This is a genomic window from Azospirillum oleiclasticum (assembly GCF_013423485.1).
In the GTDB taxonomy this organism is placed as follows: Bacteria; Pseudomonadota; Alphaproteobacteria; order Azospirillales; family Azospirillaceae; genus Azospirillum; species Azospirillum oleiclasticum.
The window spans coordinates 309,852-335,405 of the sequence record NZ_JABFFR010000005.1 but is presented as its reverse complement, the minus strand read 5'-3'; the positions used below and the strand labels follow the sequence as shown (position 1 = coordinate 335,405).

Sequence of the window (25,554 nt, the reverse complement as noted above, 5' to 3'; positions counted from 1 at the left end):
GCCATGGTCTCGACCCTGCTGGACCGTCTTTTCATCCCGGCGGCGCTGGTTGTGCTGCTCGCCGTCACGCCCGCCACCGCCGAGGACATCGACGACGGGCCGGAGCCGCCGGCCGCCGGCGGCTGCGTTCTCGGGCCGCAGGCCTCCTGCCCCGGCGCCGACCTGCGCCACCGCGACCTGCATGATCTCGATCTCCGCGGCGCCGACCTGCGCGGTGCCGACCTGTCGCGCGCCGACCTGCGCCACGCCAACCTGACCGGGGCGAAGCTGGCCGGCGCCAACCTGACCGCCGCCGACCTGCGGCTCGCCTTCCTGCAGGGGGCGTCCTTCCGCGGTGCGCGGATGGTCGGCGCGAACCTGGAATTCGCCCGCGCCGCCAAGGCGGATTTCGAGGGGGCGGATCTCGAATCCGCCAATCTGGAGATGATCCGCGCCAACGGCATCCGCCTGGTCGGGGCCAACCTGACCAACAGCAATCTCCAGGAGGCCAAGCTCTACGACGCCAACATGATGAACGCCCATATGGAAGGGGCGAAGATCCGCTTCGCGATCTTCCAGAGCGCTTTCATGGAAGGGTGCAGCGGCTGCCCGTTCGACTGGTGAGCGGCGCTGCGACATCCCGCCGCAGCACACCGACGCGCGATGGAAGGACTTACCGTTGGCACACCCGGCATTTCCCTTGGCCGCGGATCGCCGGGTCTGTCATGATCATGTTCGAGGAAACGCTCTCCTGGAAAAGCGTGGACAACACGCCATGACCCGCATTCTGATCGCCGACGATCACCCGATGGTGCGCGACGCCCTGCGCAGCGCCGTGCTCTATTCCTGCCAGGCCACCGACGTGCTGGAGGCCGACGCGCTCGACGGCGTGGTCAGCACGCTGGAGGAGCGCGGCGACCTCGACCTCGTGCTGCTCGACCTCAACATGCCCGGCATGGACGGGCTGGCGGGGCTGCGCATGCTGCGCCGGCGCTTCCCCGCCACGCCCGTGGTGGTGGTCTCCGCCCACGACGAGCGGCGCTTGATGCGCGACGCGATCCAGTCCGGCGCCGCCGGCTTCATCCCCAAATCGACCCCGCGCGACGCCATCGCCGGGGCGCTGCGCCAGGTGCTGCTGGGCGACGTCTACCTCCCCCCGACGGCGGAAGAGGTGAGCGCCGAGGACGAGGCGGAGGAGCGGGAAACGGCGGAGATCGCGCGCCGCGTCGCCACCCTCACCGCGCAGCAGCAGCGCGTGCTGGAGCTGCTCGGCACCGGCAAGCTCAACAAGGAGATCGCCTTCGAGTTGAGCATCACCGAGACCACGGTGAAGGCCCACGTCTCCGCCATCCTGCAGAAGCTCAAGGTCTACAGCCGCACCCAGGCGGTGGTGATCGCCGGCCGCGCCGCCGTGCGGCGGTGATGTCGCAATCATACCCTCTCCCGCCTCCGGCGGGAGAGGGAGGGACCTGCGAAGCGAGAGGGTGAGGGCTGGATCATCCCGAGAAGCGAAGCCCACGCCCTTCCCACGCCGCGGGCGTGGGCCCCTTCCCTCTCCCGCCGGAGGCGGGCGAGGGAGCTGAAGGATCGTCCCATGCCCCGCCCCACCGCCGCGGCGCTGTGCGCCGCGCTGCTGCTGTTCACCCCGCCGGTCCTGGCCGGTGGCGTGCCGGAGCCGGAGGGCTACCGGCTGTCCGACTACCGCGCCCCGACCCCCGACGGGCTGGCCGGCGCCACCACGCTCGACACCGACGGCGTGCGCGCCCTGCTGGAGCGCGGCGACGCCATCCCCATCAACGTTCTGAAGCTGGAGCGCAGCACCCTGCCCGGCGCGCCCTGGCTGCTCCCGGCACCACGGCCCCAGATCCCCGGCAGCCTGTGGCTGCCCAACGTCGGCACCGGCGCGCCCGACGCGGGGACGGCCGCCTGGTTCGCGACCGTGCTGCATCGCATGACCGGCGGCAACGTCGGACGCGCGCTGCTGTTCTATTGTCTGGCCGACTGCTGGATGTCGTGGAACGCGGCCAAGCGCGCCCTCTCGCTCGGATACCGGAACGTTCACTGGTACCCGGCCGGGATGGACGGCTGGATCGAAGCCGGCCTTCCGACGGAGGAGGTACCTCCTTTGCTACCGGGGGTCCCCTGAACCGTTGGGGCATTGAACCATGGTATCATGGCGCGGCAGCGATCCCCACCGTTACGCTGATGTCCGGTCGGGAAACGGCCGCAACACGGAAGACGAAGGGAGCAACGATCATGAAGACCTGGCGCAAGCCCACCACCACCGAGATCGCCGTCGGCACCGAAATCAACGCCTACGCCTGCGCGGCGCTCTGATTCACTGGAACCTCGGTCGGGCGCCGCCACTTTACCCCCAGGGTGGCGGCGCCCGATTGCGCAAGGGCGCATCATGCACATTCTGGTTCTCGGCTCGGCCGCCGGCGGCGGCTTCCCGCAATGGAACTGCGCCTGCGACGGCTGCCGCCGCGCCCGCTCGGGCGATCCGGCGGCCCGCCCGCGCACCCAATCCTCCATCGCGGTCAGCGCCGACGGCAAGCGCTGGCTGCTGCTGAACGCCTCGCCCGATCTCGGCGCCCAGTTGCTGGCGCAGCCGCGGCTGCACCCCAAGGGGATGGTGCGCGGCAACCCGATCGCCGCGGCACTGCTGACCAACGCCGACATCGACCACGCCGCGGGCCTGCTGACCCTGCGGGAATCCCACCCCTTCGCCGTCTACGCCACGCCGCGGGTGCTGGGTGTGCTGGCCGCCAACAGCGTGTTCAACGTGCTGAACCCGGCGCTGGTCGAGCGCCGCCCGCTGACCCTCGGCGTTCCGTTCCGCCCCGCCGACGCCAACGGCAAGCCGCTGGGGCTGGAGGTCGAGGCCTTCGCGGTGCCGGGAAAGGTGGCGCTCTATCTGGAAGACGCCGGCGCCGGTCCCGGCTTCGGCTCCCAGCCCGAGGACACGGTGGCGCTCCATGTGACGCCGACCGACGGGGGCGAGGGCTTCTTCTATATCCCCGGCTGCGCCGCCCTGCCCGGCTGGCTGGCCGACCGCCTGCGCGGGGCGGCTCTGGTGCTGTTCGACGGCACCACCTGGACCGACGACGAGATGATCCGCACCGGCACCGGATCAAAGACCGCGGCCCGGATGGGCCACATGGCGATGTCGGGCCCGGCGGGCAGCATCGCCGCCTTCGACGGGCTGGGTGTCCGCCGCAAGGTCTTCATCCACATCAACAACACCAACCCCGTCCTGCTGGAGGACACGCCCGAGCGGCGCGCCGCGGAAGCGGCGGGGTGGTGCATCGCCCATGACGGGCTGGAGCTGACGCCATGAGCACGCTTCTGTCGCGCGAGGAGTTCACCGCCGCCCTCAACGCCATCGGCGAGCGGCAGTACCACGACCTGCACCCCTTCCACAAACTCCTGCACGGCGGCGAGCTGGGGAAGGGCCAGATCCAGGCTTGGGCGCTCAACCGCTTCTATTACCAGGTCTCGATCCCCCGCAAGGATCTGACCATCATGGCCCGCATGGACGACCCGGCGCTGCGCCGGGTGTGGATGCAGCGCGTGCTCGACCATGACGGGTTGCGGCAGGACGGCCAACCGGACGAGTCCAAGGTCGGCGGCATCGAGCGCTGGCTGCGGCTGACCGACGGGCTGGGCCTCGACCGCGACTATGTGCGCTCGCTGGAGGGCATCCTGCCCGCCACCCGCTACGCGGTGGACGCCTATGTCCATTTCGTGCGCGACCATTCGCTGCTGGAGGCCGTCGCCTCCTCCCTGACCGAGCTCTTCGCGCCGGCCATCCACCGCGAGCGCATCGCCGGGTTCGAGCGCTACTACGCCTTCGCCAACGACAGCACCCTCTCCTACTTCCGCAAGCGGCTGGACGAGGCGCCGCGCGACGTGGATTTCGGCCTGACATATGTCCTGGAGAACGCCCGCACGGGCGAGCAGCAGCAGGCCTGCATCCGCGCGCTGCGCTTCAAGACGGAGCTTCTGTGGGCGCAGCTCGACGCGCTGCACCACGCCTACGTCACCCCCGGCCTGATCCCGCCCGGCGCCTTCGTGCCCGACGACAGGACGCCCACCCGGTACAGCCGATGACGGTGGCCGAGGACAGCCGGGTGCGTCTGGCGCCCGGCGTCATGCTGCGCCACGACCGCAACCGCGGCGCCTGGATGCTGATGGCGCCCGAACGGGTGCTGACGCTGGACGACACCGCGCTGGCGGTGCTGCGCGCCTGCACCGGGCCCGACGCCCCCACCATCGGCGGCGCCATCGACGCTCTGGCCGCGGAGTACGACGCCCCGCGCGGCGAGATCGCCACCGACGTGCTGGAACTGCTGGCCGACCTGCGCCTCAAGGGATACCTCGCGCCATGAGCTGCACTGCCGCCGACGTCGACGCCCCCTACGCCGTGCTGGCGGAGCTGACGCACCGTTGCCCGCTCCGCTGCCCCTACTGCTCCAACCCGCTGGCGCTCGACCCGGCGAGCCGGGAGCTGGACACCGACGGCTGGAAGCGGGTGATCGACCAGGCGGCGGATGCCGGCGCGCTCCAGATCCATTTCTCCGGCGGGGAGCCCTGCGTGCGCCGCGACCTGGAGGCGCTGGTCGCCCACGCCACCGCGGTCGGGCTCTACAGCAACCTGATCACCTCGGCGGTGCTGCTGGACGCGGAGCGGCTGGCGCGGCTGAAGGCCGCCGGGCTCCAGCATGTGCAGATCAGCCTGCAGGATGTGGAGCCGGAGGGCGCCGATCGCATCGGCGGCTTCAAGGGCGGCCACGCCCGCAAGCTGGAGGTCGCGCGGGCGGTGGTTGAGGCGGGCCTCGCGCTCACCATCAACGCCGTCCTGCACCGCCACAACATCGAGCGGGTGGACGATTTCATCGACCTTGCGCTGGAGCTGGGTGCGGGGCGGATCGAGGTCGCCAACGTGCAGTATTACGGCTGGGGCCTCACCAACCGCGCCGCCCTGCTGCCCACCCGCGAACAGCTCATCGCCATGGACCACGCGGTTCGGGCGCGGCTGCCGTCGCTCGCGGGCCGCATCGTGGTGGATTACGTCGTGCCCGACTATTACGCCCGGCGGCCGAAGGCCTGCATGGGCGGCTGGGGCCGGCGCTTCATGAACGTCACCCCGTCCGGCCGCGTCCTGCCCTGCCACGCGGCGGAGACCATCCCCGGCCTGGAGTTCGAGACGGTGTTCGACCGGCCGCTCGCCGCCATCTGGCGGGACGGCGCTGCCTTCGCCCGCTACCGCGGCACCGCCTGGATGCCCGAACCCTGCCAAAGCTGCGACCGCAAGGAACAGGACTGGGGCGGCTGCCGGTGTCAGGCCCTGGCGCTGGCCGGTGACGCCGCCGCCACCGACCCAGTGTGCGAGCTGTCCGATGCCCATGGCACGGTTGCCGAACTGCGCGACCGCGACGCGGCGGCGGAGGTGCCGTGGCGCTACCGCGGGGCTGCCGGCTGACGCCGGATTGCTTCCTGAACTGACAATCGCCCCAACGGAAATTCAGCAACTCAACGTCGAGCAGTCATGCGTTTCTGCAACACGGCCTTGCAGACTCCGCGCGTGTGGCATTGGGTATACCAGATTACATTCTCCTCACCAGACAAGAGGAGACCGACGATGACCACCCTCACCGCCTCGCACATCGGACACGCCGCCGCCCCCTCCCGCCTGCTGGGCGCCGTCCGCGACTTCTTCACCGCCTGGGGCGAGGCCACCGCCGCCTACGCCGTGTACCAGGAGCTGTCGGCCATGAGCCGTACCGACCTCGCCGCCCGCGGCCTCAGCCGCCAGGACATCGGCCGCAGCGCGATGAACCTGCCGGAGCTGATGCGCGACTGATTGCCGCACGGCGACCAATGATCCGGGAAAAGGGGCCGCGACTTTCGCGGCCCTTTTCCGTTTCCGTACGGGTAATTTCCGTTCCACGCAAGTCAACGAAATTACTTAGCCGCCGTAATGGATGATCTCCGCCGGATCCGGCCGGCCGAAAGCCGAAATTGATTGTTAAGGCCCTCCATGTTACTTCGCGCCCGTTCATCACGGAGGTGTGACCGACATGGCCGCCCAGCTCACCGATTCCGACCGGCTACGTGCCTTCATGGGTATGGACACCAGCACCGCGGACACACTTCTTGCGGTCAAGCCGGTGATCATGGCGGCGCTGCCCGCGATCCTCGACCGCTTCTACGAGCGGGTGATGACGGAACCGGACGTTGCGGCCAAATTCACGGCACCCGACATGCTGCGCCGCGCCAAGGAGGCGCAGTCGCGGCACTGGGCGGTGCTGTTCGAAGGGCGGTTCGACGATGCGTTCCGCGAGTCCGCCCGGCGCATCGGCCAGACACATTTCAGGATCGGCCTCAGCCAGCATTGGTACGTGTCGGGTTACGCCTTCATCCTGGGCGAGCTGCTGGCCGTGCTGACGCAGCGGCGGACCGGTATCCTGAACACCGCGGGGAGCCGCCGTACCCTGGCCGAGGCGACCGCGGCGGTCAGCCGGGCGGTGCTGCTCGACCTGGAATACGCCCTGACGACCTACTGGGAGTCGACCACCGAGGCGCAGGAGCGGGAGATCAACAAGATGATCTCGCGCATCGACCATCAGGTGATCGACACCGTCGAAAGCGTCTCCAGCCTGACCACCGACCTGGTGAACAGCGCCGACACCATGGCGGGCGTCAACGCATCGGTCAGCCAGGACACCGACGCCGCCTCCGGCGCGGCCAACGAGGCGCTGACCTCGGCCCAGACCGTCGCCGCCGCGGCGGAGGAGCTGCACGCCTCCATCGCCGAAATCTCCGGCCAGGTGGGCCGGTCGGCCATGGCGGCGCGCGAGGCCGTCGGCCGCATGGACGAGACGCGCGCCGTCGTCGACCGCCTCGGCACCGCCGCCGAGGAGATCGGCCGGGTGGTCGAGATCATCGGCAGCATCGCCGCCCAGACCAACCTGCTGGCGCTCAACGCCACCATCGAAGCGGCGCGCGCCGGCGAGGCGGGCAAGGGCTTCGCCGTGGTGGCCGGCGAGGTGAAGAACCTCGCCAACCAGTCAGCCCGCTCGGCGGAGGACATCACCGCCCGCATCGGCACCATCCAGCAGGTGACCCGCGACACCGTCGGCATGATCGACGAGGTGTCGCGCGCGATCGGCTCCATGGAGGAGATCGCCGCCGGCATCTCCGCCGCGGTGGAGGAGCAGACCGCGGCCACCAGCGAGATCGCGCGGAACGTCGGCGTCACCGCCGGCCGGGCGGAGGATGTGAACCGCCTGATGGGGTCGGTGTCGGCCAGTGTCCGGCGCGCCGACACCGCCGCCCATGCGGTGGGCGAGAGCGCCATGCGGATGGACGAGTCGATGGCCAGCATGCGCAAGCTGCTGATCAAGGCCGTGCGCACCTCGTCGGAGATGGCCGACCGCCGGCAGGACCGCCGCCGCGCCGCCATGATCGACGCGGAAGTGCAGGCCGGCGGCCGGACCCGCAAGGTGGTCCTCTACGACCTGTCCGAGAAGGGCGCCATGGCCTTCTGCGAGGAGGACTGCACGGTCGGCACCCGCGTCGTGCTGGCCATCCCGGGGGAGGACATCCGCGTCGAGGCGGAGGTGGTCGCCTGCACCGGTGGTTTCCACCACCTGCATGTCGTCGGCGGAACCGTGCCCACGGCCAAGGTCGACCGGCTGTCGAAAGCGAGCATCGACCGGCTGATCGAGACCACCAAGAACGACCACCGCGCCTACGTCGCCCGCATCGCCGAGGCGGTCGCGGGACGGATCCGCCTGCTGCCCGCGGACCTCACCACGCATCACACCTGCCGCCTCGGCCGCTGGTACGACAACATCACCGACGAGGTGATGATGGAGCTGCCCGCCTTCCGCGGCCTGCTCGAACCGCACCGCCATGTGCACGGCAAGGGACGGGAGGTGGTGGAGGCCGTCTGCGACGGCCGGCCCGCCGACGCGCAGGCCCGCATGGTGGAGCTGGAGGAGCTGTCCCGGCGGGTGATCGCTCAGCTCGACCGGCTCGGCGTCGAGTTCACCCAGCGCGCCGCCGCCTGAACCGGACGACCCCGCGATGCCGGAGCCGCACCCCATCCTGGAAACCGAGCGACTGATCCTCCGCACCATCCGGCCGGAGGATTTCGAGGGATGGGCCGTCTTCATGGCCGATCCGGAGCAGGCCCGCTTCATCGGCGGCCCGCAGCCGCGCGCCGCCGCCTTCCGCGGCTTCCTGACCATGGCGGGCGCCTGGGCGATGCAGGGCTTCTCCATGTTCTCGGTGGTGGAGAAGGCGAGCGGCCGCTGGGTCGGCCGGCTCGGCCCCTGGCAGCCGGAGGGCTGGCCGGGCACCGAGGTCGGCTGGGGCATCCTGCGCGAGTTCGCGGGCCGCGGCTACGCCACCGAAGGGGCGACGGCGGCCATCGACTGGGCCTTCGAAACGCTCGGCTGGACCGAGGTGATCCACTGCATCGACCCGGAGAACGTGGCGTCCCAGGCTGTGGCCCGCCGCCTCGGCTCCCGCATCCTCCGCCGCACCAACCTGCCGCCGCCCTTCGAGGACGCGGTGGTCGATGTGTGGGGCCAGACGCGCGAGGAGTGGCGGGCCCGCCCGCGGCACCGGAACCCTCCGGCCTAGCCGCGGGTTGACTCCCCGGTTGCGCCAGCCGGGGAGAGCCGCATGAACGACGACACCTTGAACATGGATGTCCGCAAGTTCCTCAAGGCGGTCGGCGTCTCGTCGCAGCGCGAGATCGAGCGCTTCGTCGGGGAGGCGATGGCCGCCCGACGGCTGACCGGCACCGAGACGCTGCACGCCCGCGTTATCCTGTCAATCGACGGCAGCGACTTCACGCACGAGGTCGAGGGCGACATCCGGCTCGAATAGCGGCCGCAACGCCCTACCCCGCCGCCACCGCGTAGCCCGCCCGCCGCGGGTCGGCGCCACCCATCAGCAGCCCGTCGGGCTGGCGCCGGATCAGGTTCACCCCGCCCATCAGCCGCGACCAGGGGCCGACGCCGCGCGGCTCGAAGCCGGCGGCGCGGATGGCGTCCAGCCACGCCGAAGGCACGCGGTCCTCCACCATCACCTCCCGCCCGCCGTCGTGGCGGATGCGCGGCGCCTCCACCGCCGCCTGCACATGCGCCCCCTCGGCGAACAGGCGCAGCAGCACCTGGAAGACCGTCTGCGGCTGGCCATGATCGCCCGGCGTGGCGACGGCCACCTCGCAGCCGCCGGCACCCTCCACCAGCGCCGGGCACAGGGTGTGGAAGGGGCGGCGGCCCGGCCGCAGCGGCCAGGGATCGCCGGGGTTGAGGCCCTGGAGCCCCAGCCGGTTGTGCAGCACCAGCCCCGTCTCCGGCGAGACGACGCCGCTGCCGAAGCTCTCGAACAGGCTCTGCACCCAGCTCACCGCGTTGCCCCAACGGTCGATGACGACCAGGGTGGAGGTGTCGCCGGTCGGCCGGTGCGCCGGTGGGGCTTCGCCCTCCGCCGCCAGCCGGTCCAGCCCCTCCGCCGTCAGCCACCCGTCCGGCCGCTCCGCCAGCTCCGGGTCGTCCACAGCGCGGGCGCGCAGGCGGAAGGCGGCGGCCTTGTCGCGCAGATAGGCCGCGGGTTCCAGCGGCACCGGCCCCGCCGGGTTGGCGCGCTGGTGCAGCCCGGCCAGCACCGCCAGAACCAGCCCCTGCGAATTGGGCGGGGCGGCGCTGACCCGCCGGCCGGCGAAGCCGACCGTCAGCGGCTCGTCGAAGCGGGTGTCGTGGCGGGCGAAATCCTCCAACGTCAGCGGCGAGCCGGCGGCGGCGAGGTCCGCCGCCAGGGCGCGCGCGACCGGGCCGCGGTAGAAGGCGTCCGCCCCGCCGCGGATCACCGCCGCGATGGTCGCTGCCAGCGCCGGGTTGCGGAGGCGCTCGCCCAGCGGGCGCAGTCCCGGCGGCCCGTAAAGGGCGGCCAGCCCCGGATGCTCCACCGCGAGCTCCCGGTATTCCGCCCCGTCGAGGAAGGTCTGGAGCACGAGATCCACCGGCACGCCCGCGCGCGCCAGTTCCTCCGCCGGCTCCAGCAGCCCGGCCAGCGGCCGGGTGCCGAAGCGCGCCAGCGCCCGCTCCCACGCGTCCACCAGCCCGCAGACGGACACCGACAGCGGCCCGCGCAGCGGCATCGCCGCGTGCCCCGCCGCCCGCACCGCGTCGGCCGTCAGCGCCAGCGGCGCCCGGCCGCTGCCGTTGATGGCGGTGGTGCGGCGCGTGGCGGCTTCGTAATGCAGCGCGATCACGTCGCCGCCGAGACCATTCATGTGCGGGATGGCGACGCACAGCGCGGCCGACGCGGCGACCGCCGCGTCCATGGCGTTGCCGCCGGCCCGCAGCACGGCGGCCCCGGCCTCCGACGCCGCGTGGTGGCCGCTGACCACCATGCCGGCGTCACCCATGACGATCGGGCGATGGACGAACATGCCGCCGGCCCTCAGGCGTCGCGCGCGAACAGAACGCGCGGCACGCTGCCGAAGGGCTTGGCCCCGCCCTCGGTCACCACGAAGGACTCGCTGACCACCAACCCGTACTGGTCGAGCCACAGGGCGGGGATGCAGTGGAAGGTCATGCCCGGCTCCATCACCGTGCGGTCGCCCTTGCGGATGGAGCAGGTCAGCTCGCCCCAGGTCGGCGGGTAGCCGATGCCGACCGGGTAGCCGATGCGGCTGTCCTTCTCGATGCCGTGGCGGGCGATGACGCCGCGCCAGACCGCCTCCAGCTCCTCCAGCACGACGCCGGGCTTCACGGCGTCCAGCACCGCCTCCAGCCCCTCGACGATGACGGCCGTGGTGTCCAGCATGGCCTGCGTGGGCGTGCCGAGATAGACGCAGCGCGACAGCGGCGCGTGGTAGCGGTGCCGCACGCCGCCCTGCTCGATGTAGAACAGGTCGCCGGGCTGCAGGACCTCGTCGGTCCAGCTCAGGTGCGGGGCGGTGCACAGCTCCCCCACCATGGCGTTGGGCGGCTTGCAGGGGAAAGTGCCGCCGATCTCGGGCGTGCCGCCGATGGTGACGCGGTACAGCTCCGCCATCACGTCGCACTGGCGCACGCCGGTGCGGCACGCCTCCACCGCAGCCGTCATGGCCGCGGTGCCGATGGCCCCGGCCTCCATCAGATAGTGGATCTCCCGCTCCGACTTGGTCAGCCGGCACCAGTTCACAAGCAGGAAGGCGTCCACGAAGGTGGCGTCCGGCAGGTCGTGCGTCAGGATGTCGTGCCAGCGGGCGGTGTAGTAGTAATCATCCGTCTCCACCCCGATCCGCTTGGTCCCATGCCCCCGCTGCTTCAGCAGCATGGCGAGGTATTGCATGGGATGGCGCTCGCGCGAGGCGACATACTCGTCGGGGTAGGGGACGATGCGCTCCTCCCCCATGAAGACGGTGAAGCGGGCACCGACCGAATCCATCTTGCGCCCGAACCACAGCGGCTCCTCCTCGTCGAGCGCCACCACCACCATCTGCGGGGTGTAGAAGGACCAGCCGTCATAGCCGGTCAGCCAGAACTGGTTGGCCGGGCTGGCGACCAGCAGCAGGTCGATGCCCTGCTCCACCATCCGCGCCTTGGTGCGGGCCACGCGGTCCATGAACTCCGCACGCCCGAACAGCTCGATCTTCCTGGAAGGCCCCGTCCCCATCGCGCCCCTCGCGTCCCCTGCTTCGTTCCGGTACCGGCGGAAGGGTGACAGCGATGGGTGTTGGTGCGCAAACGGTTTGTTCCCCCCCCCCCCGCCGGTGGCGGGCGGGAAGAACTCAGCCCTTCACCCCATAGGCGGCGAAGAACACCCGCAGCGCCTCGTCCACCAGATAGGCGCGCTCCTCCTCCGTCGGCTCCGGCCCGGCGGCGAAGAGCAGGCGGCGCAGCGCGCCGGCCTGGCAGAGGTCGAGGAAGTGGCGGGCCGCCAGCGGCGTGTCCCGGATGTCCAGCCGGCCGGCGGCGACCTGGGCGTCCAGATAGGCGGCCAGCCGCGAACACCCGTGCGTCGGCCCGGCGTCGTAGAAAGCCTGGCCCAGTTCGGGAAACTTCTCGGCCACCCCGATCACCATGCGGACGGTGGACACATGCTCCGGCCGCACCATCAGCGCCAGGAAGGTCAGCCCCAGGCGGCGCATCACCGCCCACACGTCGGGGTCGGCGCTGTCGAGCCGGAACAGCGCCTCCGCCAACCCGCGCTTCTCCTCGATGGCGAGCGCGGTGAACAGCGCCTCCTTGCTCTGGAAATAGACGTAGAGCGTGCCCTTGGAGACGCCGGCCGCCCGTGCGATCTCCCCCATGCTGGCGCCGTCGAAGCCGGACGCGCGGAACACCCGGCGGGCCCCCTCCAGAATCTGGGAGCGCTTTCCGGGATCGCTCCCGTCGGCGGCGTTGGCGGCTGACATACCGGCGGTTGTTCCCTCCGCCTTCTGAAGCTCTGACATGCGCGGACCGTTGCTCGAAAGTGTTGACCGAACCGTTCGGTCAACATATATGGCGTGCTGCGTCCCGCGATGTCAACGATGCATCCCCGCCATTGACCGAACGGTTCGGTCATGCGGCCGGTGGACGCAGGGAAGACGGCTTCATGGCTCAGCTCAAGACGACGGAAACCCAGATCCGCCCGGTGCCGGCCGACGAACCGGCGGCACGTCAGGCAGCCCCCACCCAGCCCCCGCCCGCCGCCGAGCGCCCGGCCGCGCCGGAAAAGCGGCGGGCGCCGGTGAAGCGCGTGATCGTCGGCCTGGTCCTGCTTGTCGCCCTCGGCTTCGGCGGGCACGCCGGCTGGCACTGGTGGACGGTCGGGCGCTATCTGGTCTCCACCGACGACGCCTATGTCCAGGCGGAGATCACGGTGCTGGCCGCCAAGGTCTCCGGTTATCTGACCGAGGTGCGGGTGGACAACAACCAGCGGGTCAAGGCCGGCGACGTGATCGCCCGCATCGACGACGGCGATTACCGTCTGGCGCTGGAATCGGCCCGCGACAAGGTGGCGACCCAGCGCAGCACCGTCGCCCGCATCGGCCGGCAGGAGGAGGCGGCCAAGGCCGCGGTCGCCCAGGCCGAGGCGCAGATCGCATCGGCCCGCGCCGAGCAGGTCCGCACCGCCGCCGATTTCGAGCGCCAGCAGCGCCTCGCCCAGGCCGATTTCGCCAGCCGCGCCAAGTTCGACGAGGCGCGCGCCGGCCGCGACCAGTCGGCCGCCGCGGTCAAGAGCGCCGAGGCCGCCCTGCTCCAGGCCCAGGCCAACGTCGCGGTGACCGCCGCCCAGCGGGTCGAGGCCGAGCGTCTGGTGACCGAGCTGGAAACCCAGGTCCGCAAGGCCGAACGCGACATCGCCTTCACCGAGATCCACGCCCCCTTCGACGGGGTGATCGGCAACAAGGCGGTGGAGACGGGATCCTACGTCCAGACCGGCCAGCGGCTGGCGGCGCTGGTGCCGATGAGCAGCGTGCGCATCGACGCCAACTTCAAGGAAACCCAGCTCGCCCGCATGCGGCCGGGCCAGCCGGTGCATGTCAGCATCGACGCCTTCCCCGAGCACGATTTCACCGGCCGGGTGGTCAGCATGGCGCCGGCGTCGGGCTCCGTCTTCAGCCTGCTCCCGGCCGACAACGCCACCGGCAACTTCACCAAGATCGTGCAGCGCGTGCCGGTGCGTATCGAGATCCCGGCCGACGTCGCCGCCCGCGGCCTGCTGCGCCCCGGCCTGTCGGTGGAGGTCAGCGTCGACACCCGCGGCGAGCGCGACGCCGTCACCCACTCCACCGCCGCCGCCGAGCCCGCCGGCCCGGCCGGCTGAGGACCCCGCCGATGACCACCACGGCTCCCCCGGCGGCCCCCCCGGCCGCCGCACAGGGGTTCGACCGGCGAAAGCTGTTCGCCTTCCTGTGCATGGTGTTCGGGATGTTCATGGCGATCCTGGACATCCAGATCGTGTCGGCCTCGCTGGCCGACATCCAGGCCGGGCTGTCGGCGTCCGCCGACGAGATCCCGTGGGTGCAGACCAGCTACCTGATCGCGGAGGTCATCATGATCCCGCTGTCGGGCTTCCTGTCGCGTCTCTTGTCCACCCGCTGGCTGTTCAGCGTGTCGGCCGCCGGCTTCACGCTGATGAGCCTGATGTGCGCGACCGCCACCAACATCGAGCAGATGATCGTCTGGCGGGCGCTGCAGGGCTTCATCGGCGGCGGCATGATCCCCAGCGTCTTCGCCGCCGCCTTCACCATCTTCCCGCCCAGCAAGCGCGCCTTCGTGTCGCCGATGATCGGTCTGGTGGCGACGCTGGCGCCCACCATCGGGCCGACCGTGGGAGGCTACCTCACCGATCTCTTCTCCTGGCACTGGCTGTTCCTGATCAACATCGTGCCGGGCATCTTCGTGACCATCTCCACCTGGACGCTGGTCGATTTCGACGAGCCGAATTTCGCCCTGTTCGATCATTTCGACTGGCTGGGCCTCGCCTCCATGGCGGGTTTCCTCGGCTGCCTGGAGTATGTGCTGGAGGAGGGGCCGGCCAACGACTGGTTCCAGGACGAGGCGATCCTGATCGCCGCCGCCATCTGCGCCGTTTCGGCACTCGTCTTCTTCTGGCGGGCGTTGACGCGGCTGGAGCCGATCGTGGATCTGCGCGCCTTCACCGACCGCAACTTCGCGGTGGGGTCGCTGTGCAGCTTCGTGATGGGCATCGGCCTGTACGGGCTGACCTACCTCTACCCGGTGTATCTGGGCCGGGTGCGCGGCTATTCGGCCTTGCAGATCGGCGAGACGATGTTCGTCACCGGACTGTGCATGTTTCTCACCGCGCCCATCGCCGGGCGGCTGTCGCAGAAGCTGGACCCGCGGGTGATGATGGCGATGGGCTTCACCGGCTTCGCCGCCGGCACCTGGATCGTCTCCGGCATCACCCACGATTGGGATTTCTGGGAACTGCTGCTGCCGCAGATCCTGCGCGGCGTATCGCTGATGATGTGCATGGTGCCGATCAACAACATAGCGCTCGGCACCCTGCACCCCAGCCGCATGAAGAACGCGTCCGGCCTGTTCAACCTCACCCGCAACCTGGGTGGTGCCGTGGGTCTGGCGATCATCAACACCACCATGAACGACCGCTGGGACCTGCATCTGGAGCGGCTGCGCGAGGCCGTCACCTGGAGCAGCACGGCGGCGCTGGAACGGCTGGACGCGCTGACCCGCGGCTTCCAGGCGCCGGGGGTGGACGCCGCCACCATGGCGCTGAAGGCCGTCGCCCAGACCGTGCGGCGGGAGGCGCTGGTGATGGCCTTCGGCGACGTGTTCCTGCTGCTGACCTTCCTGTTCCTGGCCCTGGCGCTCGCCACCCCCTTCATCCGCAAGCCGGGACGGCCGGCGGGTGCGGGGGGCGGCGGGCACTGAGGCAGCGGCCGGAGATCAGTGCATCAGCACGGTCCGGTCCGGGTCGTGCCGCTCCAGTTCCCCGGCGGCCTCGGCGGCCAGGGCGAAGTCCGGCGCACGCTCCAGCATGCGACGGAACGCTGCGAGCGCGGCGGCCGGATCCGTCTCCCGCAGCTCGTGGCCCGCGCACGAGAATGTCAGGACGGTGGTTCCCACCTGGATGCGGTCGCCGAAGGCCAGCTCCCGCTCATCGGTCGCCGGCTGGCCGTTGACGGTGGTGCCGTTGCTGGATCCGGCGTCGCTGATGCGGAACGCGGTTCCGTCGTACCGGACCACCGCGTGCTTGCGGGACGCCTTCTGGTCCTCCACCGCCACCCCGCAGTCGGTGGAACGGCCGATGGTCGTCTCGGCATAGTCCAGCGGCACCCGGCGCGCGGGGCCGCCATCGGCCGGGACGACCGTCAGGAAGGGGCGGCCGCCGGCGTCATCGCCTGACCGCTCGGCACCCGGAACCACCGTGGCGGTGGCATCCACGTTACGTGCCGCCGGGGCCTTGGACGCCGGCTCGGGCGGTGCGGCGGGAGCGGCCGCCCTGGGCATCGCCGCCATGACCTGCCGGACGACGCCGCCCACCCGCTCGCCCACGCCGGACAGGTCGAGCCCGCCCGCATCCGACGCCGACGGCGCGGCGGAACCGCGCGCCAGCGCCACACCCAGAAGAATCGGGGCCGCAACCAGGAACGGCACGCCCAGCCCCGGGGAGAGGCGGAACATCGGCTGGGTGCCGCCGAAGACGGCGTTCACCTGGGCGACGTTGTCGACGTTGGACACGCCGAGCACCACCCACAGGACGAACAGGCCGAGCACCGCCATGTCAGCGTGGCGTTGATAGGGGTGCGCCGCGGCGAAGCGCGCGCCGGCGGTGCCGAGGAAGGCCAGAAGCACCAGCCAGTGGAAGCCGCCAACCAACGTGTTGGCCGTGATCCCGCCCGACTGCGTGACCCCGAGCAACGCCACCGAGATGGTCACCACCGGCAGGAAGCTGCCGACGAGGAAGCAGGCGGCCGCGGCAACGGACAGCACACGCGGATCCTTCCAGGCGATCGGTGGAGCGCTGGGCATGGTCGTGGATTCCTTCGTCGGATGGCGGAGCCGTCACCCCGTTTCCGGAGCGGGCGGACGCGGTGGGGGACGATACCGGTTGGACGAAAAGACGGGGAAGGATGACCCGACCGGACCACCCTCGACCCCGCCTCCAAGTCTTTACCCCCTTCCGGCCGATCCGGCTAGATGGCGCGCCGCCCGATGCCGGCCGCGCCTCCTCAGCGCCCTTTCTCGCTGTCCATGTGCACGAGCTGGGCGGCCGGGTAGCGGGCACCGGCCGCGGCGTCCCGTGGCACCGCCTCGGCCAGGGCGGCAAGGTCGGCATCCGACAGCGTCAGTTCCAGCGCGCCCAGCGCCTCCGTCAGCCGATCGCGGCGCCGCGCGCCGACCAGCGGCACGATGTCGTCCCCTTGCGCCGCCACCCAGGCGATGGCGACCTGCGCCACGCTGGCGCCCAGCCGCTCCGCCACCGCGCGCAGCCGTTCCACCAGCGCCAGGTTGCGGTCGAGGTTCTCGCCCTGGAAGCGCGGGCTGACGCTGCGGAAATCGCGGCCGGTGTCGCGGTCCTTCGTCCAGTGGCCGCTGATCAGGCCGCGCGACAGCACGCCGTAGGCGGTGACGCCGATGCCGAGCTCGCGGCAGGCCGGCAGGATGGCGTCCTCGATCCCGCGGGAGATCAGCGAGTATTCGATCTGGAGATCGGCGATCGGGTGCACGGCGGCGGCGCGGCGGATGGTGTCGGCCCCGACCTCCGACAGGCCGACGTACCGGAGGTAGCCCTCCTTGATCAGGTCGGCGATGGCGCCGACCGTGTCCTCGATCGGCACGGCGGGGTCCAGGCGCGCCGGGCGGTAGATGTCGATGTGATCGACGCCCAGCCGCTTCAGCGAGTAGGTGACGAAGTTCCGCACCGCGACGGGCCGCGCGTCGTACCCCGCCCAGCCGTTGGCCGGGTCGCGCAGCGCGCCGAACTTCACGCTGATCAGCGCCCGGTCGCGGTCGCGGCCCCGCAGCGCCTCCTGGATCAGCAACTCGTTGTGGCCCATGCCGTAGAAGTCGCCGGTGTCGAGCAGCGTGATGCCGGCGTCGAGTGCCGCGTGGATGGTGGCGATGCTCTCCGCCCGGTCGGCCGGGCCGTAGAAGTCGGACATGCCCATGCAGCCCAGTCCGATCACGGACACTTCGGGGCCAAGGGTGGCGAGCCTGCGCGTCTTCATGCCGAAGATCCTCTTTTGGATGCCGGGCGCCGTCGGGCGCCCCGGTTGCGGCAACCATAGCCCCGCCCCGTCCGTCGCGATAAGCTGGACAAACCCGCATGGACTGTCCGGCATGGCGAACAATGGACGATCTGGATCTGCGCGACCTCAGCGCCTTCGCGGCGGTGGCCCGGCACCGGAATTTCCGGCGGGCGGCGCTGGAGCAGCGCGTGTCGGTCTCCACCCTCAGCGAACGGGTGCGCGCGCTGGAGGAGCGGCTGGGCCTTCGCCTGCTCAACCGCACCACCCGCAGCGTGGCCCCGACCGAGGCCGGGCAGCGCCTGCTCGACCGGCTCGCCCCGGCCCTGCGCGAGGTGGTGGAGGCGGTGGCGCAGGTGCGGGGTGCCGCCGACGACCCGTCCGGGCGGCTGCGCATCAACGCCCCGCCGCCGGCCGCCCAACTCGTCCTGGCGCCACTGGTGGCCGGCTTCCTGGAGCGCTTCCCGCGGGTGACGCTGGAGGTGGTGACCGATTCCGCCCTGATCGACATCGTGGCCGAGGGCTTCGACGCCGGCGTCCGCTACGAGGAGCATCTGGCGCAGGACATGATCGCCGTGCCGCTTGGCCCGCCGGAACGCTATGTGATCGTGGCGTCCCCGGCGCTGCTGGCGGCGCACGGCGTGCCACGCACGCCGGAGGATCTGCGCGACCGCCCCTGCCTGACCACCCGCTTCCGCAGCGGGCGGCAACTGCCGTGGGAGTTCGAGAAGGACGGGCAGACGCTGCGCATCCAGCCGGAGGCGCGCCTGTCCTCCACGCTGACCGCCCTGCTGATCCAGGCCGCCATCGACGGCGCCGGCTTCTTTCTGGCCTTCGAGGGCCATGTTCGCGACGTGGTGGCCGACGGGCGGCTGGTCACCGTGCTCGACGACTGGTGCCCGCCCTTCCCCGGCCCCTTCCTCTACTACCCCAGCCGCCGCCAACCGCCCCCGGCGCTGGCCGCCTTCGTGGCGTACGTCGCGGAACGGCGGCGCTCGGCGGGGTGGTGAGGCGTCAGACCGCCGGGAACTCCGTCAACAGCCGATCCACAATGCCATCGACGCCGAAGCGCACGGGGTCGGTGGCCGGCAGGCCGTGTTCGGCCGATGCCGCCTCCAGGCAGGCGCGTGCCTCGTCCTCGCCATAGGCCTGGGTGTTGATGGCGATGCCGACGCAGCGGATGGCCGGGTTGGTCAGCCGGCCGCAGCGGATGGTCAGATCGATGACGTCGGCGATGGACGGCAGCGCGTGGGCCACGCCGCGCATGGTCTTGCGGGTCGGCTCGTGGCAAACCACGAAGGCGTCGGGCTGCGCGCCGTGCAGCAGCCCCAGCGACACCCCCGCGAAGGACGGGTGGAACAGCGAGCCCTGCCCCTCGATCAGGTCCCAATGGCCGGGCGCGGCGTCGGGCGCGATCCACTCCACGGCCCCGGAAATGAAGTCGGCCACCACCGCGTCGATGGCGACGCCGCGGCCGGAGATCAGCACGCCGGTCTGGCCCGTGGCGCGGAAATCAGCGTCCAGCCCGCGGGCGCGCATCCCCCGCTCCAACGACAGGGCGGTGTATTTCTTGCCGACCGAGCAGTCGGTGCCGACGGTCAGCAGCCGCAGCCCCGGCCGCTTGGTGCCCTTGCCGGTGGCGAAGGTCCGGTCGGAATGGCGGACGTTGTGCAGGGCCCGCCCGCCGCGCTCCGCCGCCTCGCGCACCGCGGGGAAGCTCTCCAGCCTTGTGTGCAGGCCGCTCGCCACGTCCAGCCCGGCCTCCAGAGCCTCCACGATCACGCTCGACCAGCGCTCCGGCAGCACGCCGCCGGCGTTGACCACGCCGATCACCAGCGTCTTGACCCCTTTCGCGGCGGCGTCCGCGATGGTCATCTCGGGCAGGCCCAGATCGACGGTGCAGCCGGGCAACCGGATCTGCCCGGCGCACCACTCCGGACGCCAGTCCAGCACGCCCTGGGCGGTCTTGGCCGACAGACGGTCCTGCACGTCGCCGAGGAAGAGGAGGTAGGGCTGCGGGATGGTCATGGCGCTGGTCCTTCGCGGGTGAAAAGCCTTGTCGGACGGGATGATGGGGCTTGCGCGCGAGGTTGGCCAATGCAAGTTTTGCATCGGATTTGCGGAGACCGCCTATGGACGTGCGCTGGCTTCAGGACTTCCTCGCCGTGGCCGAGACCGGCAACTTCACCCGCGCGGCGGAACGGCGGAACAGCTCCCAGGCGGCCTTCAGCCGGCGCATCCAGTCGCTGGAACAATGGCTGGGTGTGGCGCTGATCGACCGCAGCGTCTTTCCCACCCGCCTGACCGCGGAGGGGGAGCAGTTCCGCCAGCACGCCGGGGAGATCCTGCGCCAGCTCCTCGACGCGCGGATGGAGGTGGCGGGCAAGGCCGCCACGGGCCGGGAGCCGGTGCGCATCGGCCTGCCCTATGTTCTGGCCACGGCCGGGCTGCCGCGCTGGTGGACGGGCTGGGCGGAGGATCCGCGGCTCACCGGCTCCATCGTGCTGGGCAACATCCACGATCTCGTCACCGACCTGTCGGCCGGCAACCTGGACCTGCTGATCTGCTACCACAGCGACCAGCAGCCGATCCTGCCCGATCCCAAGCGGTTCGAGCGTACGGTGGTGGAGACGGATACGCTGCGCCCGTACGCGTCGCGTACGCTTGGGGCGTCGCTGCCCGGAACGGCGGGCAGGCCCCTGCCGCTGCTGATGTATTCGGCAGGGGTGTATTTCGCCCGGCTCGTCGACCTGATCCTCGACACGGCGGGGGAGCCGGTCGCCGGCACGCGGGTGCTGGAAAGCGACATGGCCGACGTGCTGCGCGACATGGCGCTGGCCGGCCACGGGCTGGCGTGGCTTCCCGACCGCACGGTGGCGGCGGGCGCCGACCCCGCCGGGCTGGTGCCGGCGGGCGGGGCGGCCTGGACCCTGCCGCTCACCGTGGTCGCCTTCCGCGACCGCACCAACCGGCGCCGCGCCGTGGCCCGCCTGTGGGCGCGGCTGGTGGCTCAGGGCGCCTGACAGAATGGTGATTTGGCTGTTGAGGGAGTATGGCAACTCCCCTTCCCCCCGACCGCCTGGGTCCCGCATCGCGCCCTTGCTCCCGCCTGAGAAGCCGGCTGGGAGTGTTGGCGCCGCCTGCGCGACTGGCGTTTGGCCGGAGTGCGGGGCAGGCTGCTGGAAGCGCTTCTCCATGAACTGGCCTGGGCCAGGCTGATCGATTCGAGCCGAGCTTCGCTGGACAGCACCAGCATCCCGGCAAAAAGGGGGCCGGGAGACCGGGCCCAACCCGACGGATCGCGGGCGGCCGGGCACCTAACGCCATCTCAATCACCGATCGCAACGTCATTCCCCGCATCGCCCGCCGAGGTATCGAGGACAGCAACCGCCTCGGACGCCACCGCCGGGTGGTGGAGCGCACCCTCGCCTGGATCAGCCGCTTTCGACACCTTTCCGTCCGCTACGAGCGACGCGCCGACATCCAACAAGCCTTCTCAACCCTGGCCTGTGCGATCATCGCTTTCGGGCGCGCCGACCGGTTCTGTTAGGCGCTCTACGTGCGGACAGTGCTTTATGCAGCAGACCGGACCGCCCATGCAGCGCTTGGGAATTTGCGCGGTCCGTCGCCACTTCCCGCGCAATAGGACGCTTTAACCGCCTCGCGCAGTCGATCGCGCCTCTTCCGGGGCAAAGCGTCAAAGAAAGCGCCGAAGCGTCCTTGTCCGTAAGCCGTTGGATACCAGAAGTCGTCGAAGTCGGCGTATTCCATCAAGATGGTGAGCCTTGTCTCCGCGACATCTGTGAATCCGGCGCGTTCGAACGCGGCGCGCAACTCACCTTGCCCGGTCATCGGCCGCCGCACGGGCGCGATGCCTTTCGCGGCCTCCGGCTCCCCTTCGAGGACCGCGTCCCAAAACAGCCGCCAACTAGGCATGCCGCCCCACGCCCAGACCGCCGCTGCGGCCAAGGCGCCGGGCTGCAGAACACGCCGCATTTCGCCGATCGCGCGCTCTGCGTCCGACACGAAGTGAAGCACGAGAAGCGAATAGACGGCCTGGAAGGACGAGGCCTCATAAGGTAGGGCGCAGACGTCGCCTTGACGCACCGTAACTCTCGGATCGGTCGTCCGGCCAAGCAGCGCGGTAATGAAGTCCTCCGCGAAGTCCAAGGCCTGGATCTCATCGAGACCCGGACGGGTCGCAAGAGCGAGGGTGAGGCTGCCGGTCCCACATCCCGCGTCCAGGACGCGGCCCCGCGCGGGAACGCCGGCGAACGCGAGAAACGATTCGGCGAGCCGCTGGCTCCAGCGGCCCATGCTGGCCTCATAGTTGTCCGCTCCCTTCGCGACGAAGTTCGATGGCATCTTCCGCCTCGGGGGCCGCTGAGATTGACATCTGGCACGATGCTCCGCCAAGCGGCCTCAGTCAAAGATTTAGGAGCGTCTAACAGAATGGTGTTTTGGCTGTTGACGGAGTATGGCAGTTCCTCTTTTCCGCGACAGTCTGTGGTCCCGCCCCGCGCCATTGCTCCCGCCTGAGAAGCCAGCCGGGAGTAATGGCAGTCGCCTGGGTGGCAACTGTGAAGCTCTGACCGACATCCACCAAGCCTTCTCAACCTTGGCCTGTGCGATCATCGCTTTCAGGCGCGTCGGACGATTCTGCTAGGTGCTCTCAGGCCGGAACCGGTGCCGCGCGATAGACGGACCACTGCCGCATCAGCACCGGCACGATCAGCGCCAGCCCGAGCAGCGACGAGTAGAGCTCCGGCGCCACCAGCAGCACCGCGGCGATCAGCAGCAGCGCCCGTTCCCACACCGCGGTGCGCGCCAGCATCCAGCCCGACAGCGCCGCCCCCAGGCAGGTGATGCCGATGACGCAGCCGAGGAAGGCGACGATGAAATCCGGCCAATTGAAGCCCTTGGCCACCAGCAGCAGCGACGGCGAGAAGACGAAGACGAAGGGCACGAGCGCCTTGCCCAGCCCCAGCCGGAAGGCGGTGTTGCCCGTCTTGAACGGGTCCGCCCCGGCCATGCCGGCCGCCGCGTAGGCCGCCAGCGCCACCGGTGGCGTGATGTCCGCCAGCACCCCGTAATAGAACACAAAGAAGTGCGCCACGATCGGCTCGACCCCCAATATGCCGAGCGCCGGGGCGGCGATGGTCGCCATGATGATGTAGTTGGCGGTCGTCGGGATGCCGCAGCCCATCAGGATGCAGACGATGCCGGTCATGACCAGCGTGAACAGCAACGTCAGTGTCTTCGGCCCGAACCAGTCGGCCGGCACGACGGTGCCGATCCAGCCCGCCATGTCGGCGGCGGTCGAGGTCACGATGAAGGACAGCTTGAAACCGACGCCGGTCAGCGTCACCACGCCGACGATGATGCCCACCGTGGCCGCCGCCGCACCCACCGCCAGCGCGTATTTGGCGCCGTCGCGCAGGCCCACCAGCACCTCGCCGACGCTCATCCGCTTGCGCGGGTTCAACAGCCCGACGGCAACGCACAGCGTGATGCCCCAGAAGGCCGCCAGATACGGCGTGTAGCCCGCCATCAGGATGGCGATCAGCGCGATCAGCGGAATGACCGTGGGCCAGTCGCGGCGGAAAGCCGCCTTCAGGTCCGGCATCTCGTCGGGGCGCAGGCCGCGCAGCCCGCCGCGCTTGGCCTCGAAATGCACCTGCACCAGCACCCCGAAGAAATGCATGAAGGCCGGCACGATGGCCGCCAGGATGATGGTGGTGTAGGGCAGCCCCAGGAACTCGATCATCAGGAAGGCCGCGGCCCCCATGATCGGCGGCGTGATCTGCCCGCCGGTGGAAGCGGTCGACTCGACCGCCGCCGCGAAATGCCGCTTGTAGCCCAGCCGGATCATCGCCGGGATGGTCAGCGAGCCCACCGTGACCGTGTTGGCGACCGAGGAGCCGGAGATCATGCCGAACAGCGCCGAGCCGAAGATCGACACCTTCGCCGGCCCGCCGGCGTAGCGCCCGGCCACCCAGGCCGCGCAATCCAGGAAGAGCTGGCCCAGCCCGATGCGCGTGGCGAACACACCGAACAGCACGAAATGGAAGACGTAGGTGGCGACCACGCCGAGCGCGATGCCGTAGATGCCCTGCGTCGTCAGGTAGAGATGATCCACGAGCTGCGGCACGCTGGCGCCGGGATGCACCAGGATGCCCGGCATCGACGGCCCCCACAGGGCGTAGCCCATGAAGATCAGCGCGATGATCGGCAGCGGCCAGCCGACCGACCGCCGCGTCGCCTCCAGCAGAACGACGATCAGCACCAGCCCCAGGATCACGTCCCAGCGGTTGGGGTTGCCGACGCGGAAGGCCAGATCGTCCAGCGGGATCAGCGGCACATGCGCCACCGCCACCACGGCGCCGATGGCGAGCGCCCAGTCCACCAGCCCGATGCCCAACGGGCGCAGCAGCGTGCTTTGCGTGGGCTGGTCATAGCCCTTGCGGGTGAATGGGAAGACCAGGAACACCAGCCCCAGCACGAAAGACAGGTGGATGCCGCGATGCTCCATCTCCGGCAGCAGACCGAAGCCGGCGGTGTAGTAGTGGAAGACCGACAGCACGATCAGCAACCCGCCCACCAGCGTGCCGGCCAGGGGCGCCAGCGGCCGGAAGCGGATCTCGGAATCGAACTTCTCTTCCAGCTCCCGCGCCTTCTCCTCGTCCAGCTCCATGGGGGAGGTCGGCCGGTCGCCCGTCGCTCCGGTCATTGCGGCTCCATCGAAACAGGTGTTCTCATTCCCGTCATGCGCAACGAAGCGGGGCGGCCCCCTGCGGGACCGCCCCGGCGGGCCTTACTTCAGCAGGCCCTTCTCCTTGTAGAACTTCTCCGCTCCCGGGTGCAGCGGCACGCCCAGACCGTTGGTCGCCGTTTCCAGACGGATCAGCTTGCCCTTGGCGTGGCCCGAATCGAGCGCGGCGCGGCTCTGCTCGCTCCACAGCGCCTTGACGATGTTGTAGACGAGATCGTCCGGCTGCTTGGCGCTGGTCAGCCACTGGGCGTTGACGGAGATGGTCTGCGTCTCCGCCACGTCCTTGTAGGTGCCGGCCGGGACCGTGTCCTTGGAGAAGAACTGGTAGTCCTTCAGCAGCTTGTCGGCTTCCGGCCCGGTGATCGGCACCAGCGTGATGCCGCTGGAGGTCGCCAGCTCGGAGATGGCGCCGGTCGGGTAGCCGCCGACGAAGAAGTAGGCGTCGAGCGCGCCGTCCCGCAGACGGTCGCCGGCCGGGCCGGGCTTCAGGTACTCCGCCTTCACGTCCTTCTCGGTCAGGCCGAAGGCGCCCAGCACGATCCGCGCATCGACCAGCGTGCCGGAGCCCGGCTCGTCCATCGACACCCGCTTGCCCTTCAGGTCCTTCACCGAGGCGATCCCGCTGTCCTTGCGGGCGACGATGTGGATCGTCTCCGGGTACAGCGTGGCGATGGTGCGGAGCTGCTCGATCTTGCCCTTGCCCTCGAACAGGCCGGTGCCGGTGTAGGCCCAGTAGGCCACGTCCGACTGCGAGAAGCCCGACTCCGACGAGCCGCCGCTGATGGCGTTGATGTTGGCGACCGACCCGTTGGAGGCGACCGCCGTCGCCACCAGACCCTGCACGCCGCCGCCGGTGCCGGAGATGGCGTTGGCGATCAGCCCGCCCACCGGATAATAGGTGCCGGCCGTGCCGCCGGTGCCGATGCGGAAGAAGGCCGGGGTCTGTGCAACGGCCAGGGTCGTCCCGATGGCGACCGCCCCGAGCACCGCCCCGAACGCCAGCCGCCGCGTCTTGCTGATGAAACTCACCGCACCCCCCTTAATTTTCGTGACACATTCGATAGGACCT

25 protein-coding genes and 1 pseudogene are annotated in these 25,554 nt (G+C 70.4%); 17 read left to right on the top strand and 9 right to left on the bottom strand.

All coding sequences use genetic code 11. From position 1 onward, the window contains the following. Positions 1–3: 3 nt before the first annotated feature. From HL658_RS09320 to HL658_RS09265, 12 genes are all read left to right on the top strand, one after another. Positions 4–603, top strand: a complete 600-nt coding sequence (locus tag HL658_RS09320; protein ID WP_180281667.1) for a pentapeptide repeat-containing protein — start codon at positions 4–6, stop codon at positions 601–603. A 151-nt stretch (positions 604–754) separates the two neighbouring features. Beyond that, positions 755–1,402 (top strand): response regulator, encoded by a 648-nt coding sequence (locus tag HL658_RS09315; protein ID WP_180281666.1) that lies wholly within the window; start codon positions 755–757, stop codon positions 1,400–1,402. 171 nt (positions 1,403–1,573) lie between these two features. After that, positions 1,574–2,125, top strand: a complete 552-nt coding sequence (locus HL658_RS09310; protein WP_180281665.1) for a rhodanese-like domain-containing protein — start codon at positions 1,574–1,576, stop codon at positions 2,123–2,125. 59 nt (positions 2,126–2,184) lie between these two features. After that, on the top strand, positions 2,185–2,316 hold the full coding sequence (pqqA, locus tag HL658_RS36995; protein ID WP_246337403.1) for a pyrroloquinoline quinone precursor peptide PqqA: 132 nt from the start codon (positions 2,185–2,187) through the stop codon (positions 2,314–2,316). A gap of 73 nt (positions 2,317–2,389) precedes the next feature. Continuing rightward, a complete protein-coding gene (gene pqqB, locus HL658_RS09300; protein WP_180281664.1) occupies positions 2,390–3,319 on the top strand; it encodes a pyrroloquinoline quinone biosynthesis protein PqqB in 930 nt (309 codons plus the stop codon). After that, positions 3,316–4,092, top strand: a complete 777-nt coding sequence (gene pqqC, locus HL658_RS09295) for a pyrroloquinoline-quinone synthase PqqC (RefSeq protein WP_180281663.1) — start codon at positions 3,316–3,318, stop codon at positions 4,090–4,092. The genes pqqB and pqqC overlap by 4 nt, the downstream gene beginning before the upstream one ends. Continuing rightward, entirely contained in the window at positions 4,089–4,370 is a 282-nt protein-coding gene (gene pqqD / locus HL658_RS09290) for a pyrroloquinoline quinone biosynthesis peptide chaperone PqqD (RefSeq protein ID WP_180281662.1), read from the top strand. The genes pqqC and pqqD overlap by 4 nt, the downstream gene beginning before the upstream one ends. Then, entirely contained in the window at positions 4,367–5,464 is a 1,098-nt protein-coding gene (gene pqqE / locus HL658_RS09285; RefSeq protein WP_180281661.1) for a pyrroloquinoline quinone biosynthesis protein PqqE, read from the top strand. Before pqqD ends, pqqE begins: the two co-directional genes overlap by 4 nt. A gap of 159 nt (positions 5,465–5,623) precedes the next feature. Further along, positions 5,624–5,845, top strand: a complete 222-nt coding sequence (locus HL658_RS09280; protein WP_180281660.1) for a hypothetical protein — start codon at positions 5,624–5,626, stop codon at positions 5,843–5,845. Positions 5,846–6,062: 217 nt separating this feature from the next. Then, the gene (locus HL658_RS09275) at positions 6,063–8,057 is read left to right on the top strand and encodes a protoglobin domain-containing protein (protein ID WP_180281659.1); all 1,995 of its coding nucleotides are present in this window, start codon (positions 6,063–6,065) and stop codon (positions 8,055–8,057) included. Positions 8,058–8,073: 16 nt separating this feature from the next. Beyond that, entirely contained in the window at positions 8,074–8,634 is a 561-nt protein-coding gene (locus HL658_RS09270) for a GNAT family N-acetyltransferase (protein WP_180281658.1), read from the top strand. A gap of 42 nt (positions 8,635–8,676) precedes the next feature. Beyond that, positions 8,677–8,883, top strand: coding sequence for a DUF6494 family protein (locus HL658_RS09265; protein ID WP_180281657.1), 207 nt, complete (start codon positions 8,677–8,679; stop codon positions 8,881–8,883). A gap of 13 nt (positions 8,884–8,896) precedes the next feature. On the opposite strand, the gene HL658_RS09260 is transcribed toward HL658_RS09265, so the two are convergent. The 3 genes from HL658_RS09260 to HL658_RS09250 all read right to left on the bottom strand — a co-directional run bounded on the left by HL658_RS09260 (position 8,897) and on the right by HL658_RS09250 (position 12,406). Then, positions 8,897–10,453 carry a gamma-glutamyltransferase family protein gene (locus tag HL658_RS09260; RefSeq protein WP_180281656.1) on the bottom strand — a complete coding sequence of 519 codons (1,557 nt, stop codon included), beginning with the start codon at positions 10,451–10,453 and terminating at the stop codon, positions 8,897–8,899. An 11-nt stretch (positions 10,454–10,464) separates the two neighbouring features. After that, positions 10,465–11,664: a M24 family metallopeptidase gene (locus HL658_RS09255; RefSeq protein WP_180281655.1), complete on the bottom strand. Its 1,200-nt coding sequence runs from the start codon at positions 11,662–11,664 to the stop codon at positions 10,465–10,467. Between the two features lie 115 nt (positions 11,665–11,779). Then, positions 11,780–12,406, bottom strand: a complete 627-nt coding sequence (locus HL658_RS09250) for a TetR/AcrR family transcriptional regulator (protein ID WP_180281654.1) — start codon at positions 12,404–12,406, stop codon at positions 11,780–11,782. A 182-nt stretch (positions 12,407–12,588) separates the two neighbouring features. Between HL658_RS09250 and HL658_RS09245 the strand changes: the two genes are divergently transcribed. Together HL658_RS09245 and HL658_RS09240 are read left to right on the top strand one after the other, a co-directional pair. Next, positions 12,589–13,803 (top strand): HlyD family secretion protein, encoded by a 1,215-nt coding sequence (locus HL658_RS09245; RefSeq protein ID WP_180281653.1) that lies wholly within the window; start codon positions 12,589–12,591, stop codon positions 13,801–13,803. Positions 13,804–13,814: 11 nt separating this feature from the next. Further along, complete coding sequence (locus HL658_RS09240; protein ID WP_180281652.1) at positions 13,815–15,395, top strand: DHA2 family efflux MFS transporter permease subunit; 1,581 nt, start codon at positions 13,815–13,817, stop codon at positions 15,393–15,395. A 15-nt stretch (positions 15,396–15,410) separates the two neighbouring features. On the opposite strand, the gene HL658_RS09235 is transcribed toward HL658_RS09240, so the two are convergent. After that, positions 15,411–16,496: an FHA domain-containing protein gene (locus HL658_RS09235; RefSeq protein WP_180281651.1), complete on the bottom strand. Its 1,086-nt coding sequence runs from the start codon at positions 16,494–16,496 to the stop codon at positions 15,411–15,413. A gap of 200 nt (positions 16,497–16,696) precedes the next feature. Next, a complete protein-coding gene (locus HL658_RS09230) occupies positions 16,697–17,695 on the bottom strand; it encodes an aldo/keto reductase (protein ID WP_180281650.1) in 999 nt (332 codons plus the stop codon). A 122-nt stretch (positions 17,696–17,817) separates the two neighbouring features. Here HL658_RS09230 and HL658_RS09225 point away from each other — a divergent pair, with 122 nt between their 5' ends. Then, positions 17,818–18,723, top strand: a complete 906-nt coding sequence (locus HL658_RS09225) for a LysR family transcriptional regulator (RefSeq protein ID WP_180281649.1) — start codon at positions 17,818–17,820, stop codon at positions 18,721–18,723. A 4-nt stretch (positions 18,724–18,727) separates the two neighbouring features. On the opposite strand, the gene dgcN is transcribed toward HL658_RS09225, so the two are convergent. Further along, on the bottom strand, positions 18,728–19,741 hold the full coding sequence (gene dgcN / locus HL658_RS09220) for an N-acetyltransferase DgcN (RefSeq protein ID WP_180281648.1): 1,014 nt from the start codon (positions 19,739–19,741) through the stop codon (positions 18,728–18,730). 104 nt (positions 19,742–19,845) lie between these two features. Between dgcN and HL658_RS09215 the strand changes: the two genes are divergently transcribed. Together HL658_RS09215 and HL658_RS09210 are read left to right on the top strand one after the other, a co-directional pair. After that, positions 19,846–20,736 (top strand): LysR family transcriptional regulator, encoded by an 891-nt coding sequence (locus HL658_RS09215; RefSeq protein ID WP_180281647.1) that lies wholly within the window; start codon positions 19,846–19,848, stop codon positions 20,734–20,736. 93 nt (positions 20,737–20,829) lie between these two features. Further along, positions 20,830–21,260, top strand: a pseudogene (locus tag HL658_RS09210) (hypothetical protein); the annotation flags it as partial. Between the two features lie 26 nt (positions 21,261–21,286). On the opposite strand, the gene HL658_RS09205 reads toward HL658_RS09210, so the two are convergent. The 3 genes from HL658_RS09205 to HL658_RS09195 form a co-directional block, all read right to left on the bottom strand. Then, the gene (locus HL658_RS09205) at positions 21,287–22,078 is read right to left on the bottom strand and encodes a class I SAM-dependent methyltransferase (protein WP_180281646.1); all 792 of its coding nucleotides are present in this window, start codon (positions 22,076–22,078) and stop codon (positions 21,287–21,289) included. A 307-nt stretch (positions 22,079–22,385) separates the two neighbouring features. Then, entirely contained in the window at positions 22,386–24,443 is a 2,058-nt protein-coding gene (locus tag HL658_RS09200) for a TRAP transporter permease (protein ID WP_180281645.1), read from the bottom strand. A gap of 84 nt (positions 24,444–24,527) precedes the next feature. Then, a complete protein-coding gene (locus HL658_RS09195; RefSeq protein WP_180281644.1) occupies positions 24,528–25,514 on the bottom strand; it encodes a TAXI family TRAP transporter solute-binding subunit in 987 nt (328 codons plus the stop codon). Between the last annotated feature and the right edge of the window lie 40 nt (positions 25,515–25,554).

Excerpts from the sequence above, each read along its gene's own strand:
- dgcN (WP_180281648.1), bottom strand. The coding sequence starts at position 19,741 with ATGACCATCCCGCAGCCCTACCTCCTCTTCCTCGGCGACGTGCAGGAC.
- HL658_RS09200 (WP_180281645.1), bottom strand. The coding sequence starts at position 24,443 with ATGACCGGAGCGACGGGCGACCGGCCGACCTCCCCCATGGAGCTGGAC.
- HL658_RS09275 (WP_180281659.1), top strand. The coding sequence starts at position 6,063 with ATGGCCGCCCAGCTCACCGATTCCGACCGGCTACGTGCCTTCATGGGT.
- pqqE (WP_180281661.1), top strand. The coding sequence starts at position 4,367 with ATGAGCTGCACTGCCGCCGACGTCGACGCCCCCTACGCCGTGCTGGCG.
- HL658_RS09265 (WP_180281657.1), top strand. The coding sequence starts at position 8,677 with ATGAACGACGACACCTTGAACATGGATGTCCGCAAGTTCCTCAAGGCG.
- pqqA (WP_246337403.1), top strand. The coding sequence starts at position 2,185 with ATGTCCGGTCGGGAAACGGCCGCAACACGGAAGACGAAGGGAGCAACG.
- HL658_RS09230 (WP_180281650.1), bottom strand. The coding sequence starts at position 17,695 with ATGAAGACGCGCAGGCTCGCCACCCTTGGCCCCGAAGTGTCCGTGATC.
- HL658_RS09215 (WP_180281647.1), top strand. The coding sequence starts at position 19,846 with ATGGACGTGCGCTGGCTTCAGGACTTCCTCGCCGTGGCCGAGACCGGC.
- HL658_RS09250 (WP_180281654.1), bottom strand. The coding sequence starts at position 12,406 with ATGTCAGCCGCCAACGCCGCCGACGGGAGCGATCCCGGAAAGCGCTCC.
- HL658_RS09280 (WP_180281660.1), top strand. The coding sequence starts at position 5,624 with ATGACCACCCTCACCGCCTCGCACATCGGACACGCCGCCGCCCCCTCC.
- pqqD (WP_180281662.1), top strand. The coding sequence starts at position 4,089 with ATGACGGTGGCCGAGGACAGCCGGGTGCGTCTGGCGCCCGGCGTCATG.
- HL658_RS09315 (WP_180281666.1), top strand. The coding sequence starts at position 755 with ATGACCCGCATTCTGATCGCCGACGATCACCCGATGGTGCGCGACGCC.
- HL658_RS09270 (WP_180281658.1), top strand. The coding sequence starts at position 8,074 with ATGCCGGAGCCGCACCCCATCCTGGAAACCGAGCGACTGATCCTCCGC.
- HL658_RS09255 (WP_180281655.1), bottom strand. The coding sequence starts at position 11,664 with ATGGGGACGGGGCCTTCCAGGAAGATCGAGCTGTTCGGGCGTGCGGAG.
- HL658_RS09240 (WP_180281652.1), top strand. The coding sequence starts at position 13,815 with ATGACCACCACGGCTCCCCCGGCGGCCCCCCCGGCCGCCGCACAGGGG.
- HL658_RS09235 (WP_180281651.1), bottom strand. The coding sequence starts at position 16,496 with ATGCCCAGCGCTCCACCGATCGCCTGGAAGGATCCGCGTGTGCTGTCC.
- HL658_RS09225 (WP_180281649.1), top strand. The coding sequence starts at position 17,818 with ATGGACGATCTGGATCTGCGCGACCTCAGCGCCTTCGCGGCGGTGGCC.
- HL658_RS09205 (WP_180281646.1), bottom strand. The coding sequence starts at position 22,078 with ATGCCATCGAACTTCGTCGCGAAGGGAGCGGACAACTATGAGGCCAGC.
- pqqC (WP_180281663.1), top strand. The coding sequence starts at position 3,316 with ATGAGCACGCTTCTGTCGCGCGAGGAGTTCACCGCCGCCCTCAACGCC.
- HL658_RS09245 (WP_180281653.1), top strand. The coding sequence starts at position 12,589 with ATGGCTCAGCTCAAGACGACGGAAACCCAGATCCGCCCGGTGCCGGCC.
- HL658_RS09260 (WP_180281656.1), bottom strand. The coding sequence starts at position 10,453 with ATGTTCGTCCATCGCCCGATCGTCATGGGTGACGCCGGCATGGTGGTC.
- HL658_RS09310 (WP_180281665.1), top strand. The coding sequence starts at position 1,574 with ATGCCCCGCCCCACCGCCGCGGCGCTGTGCGCCGCGCTGCTGCTGTTC.
- HL658_RS09320 (WP_180281667.1), top strand. The coding sequence starts at position 4 with ATGGTCTCGACCCTGCTGGACCGTCTTTTCATCCCGGCGGCGCTGGTT.
- pqqB (WP_180281664.1), top strand. The coding sequence starts at position 2,390 with ATGCACATTCTGGTTCTCGGCTCGGCCGCCGGCGGCGGCTTCCCGCAA.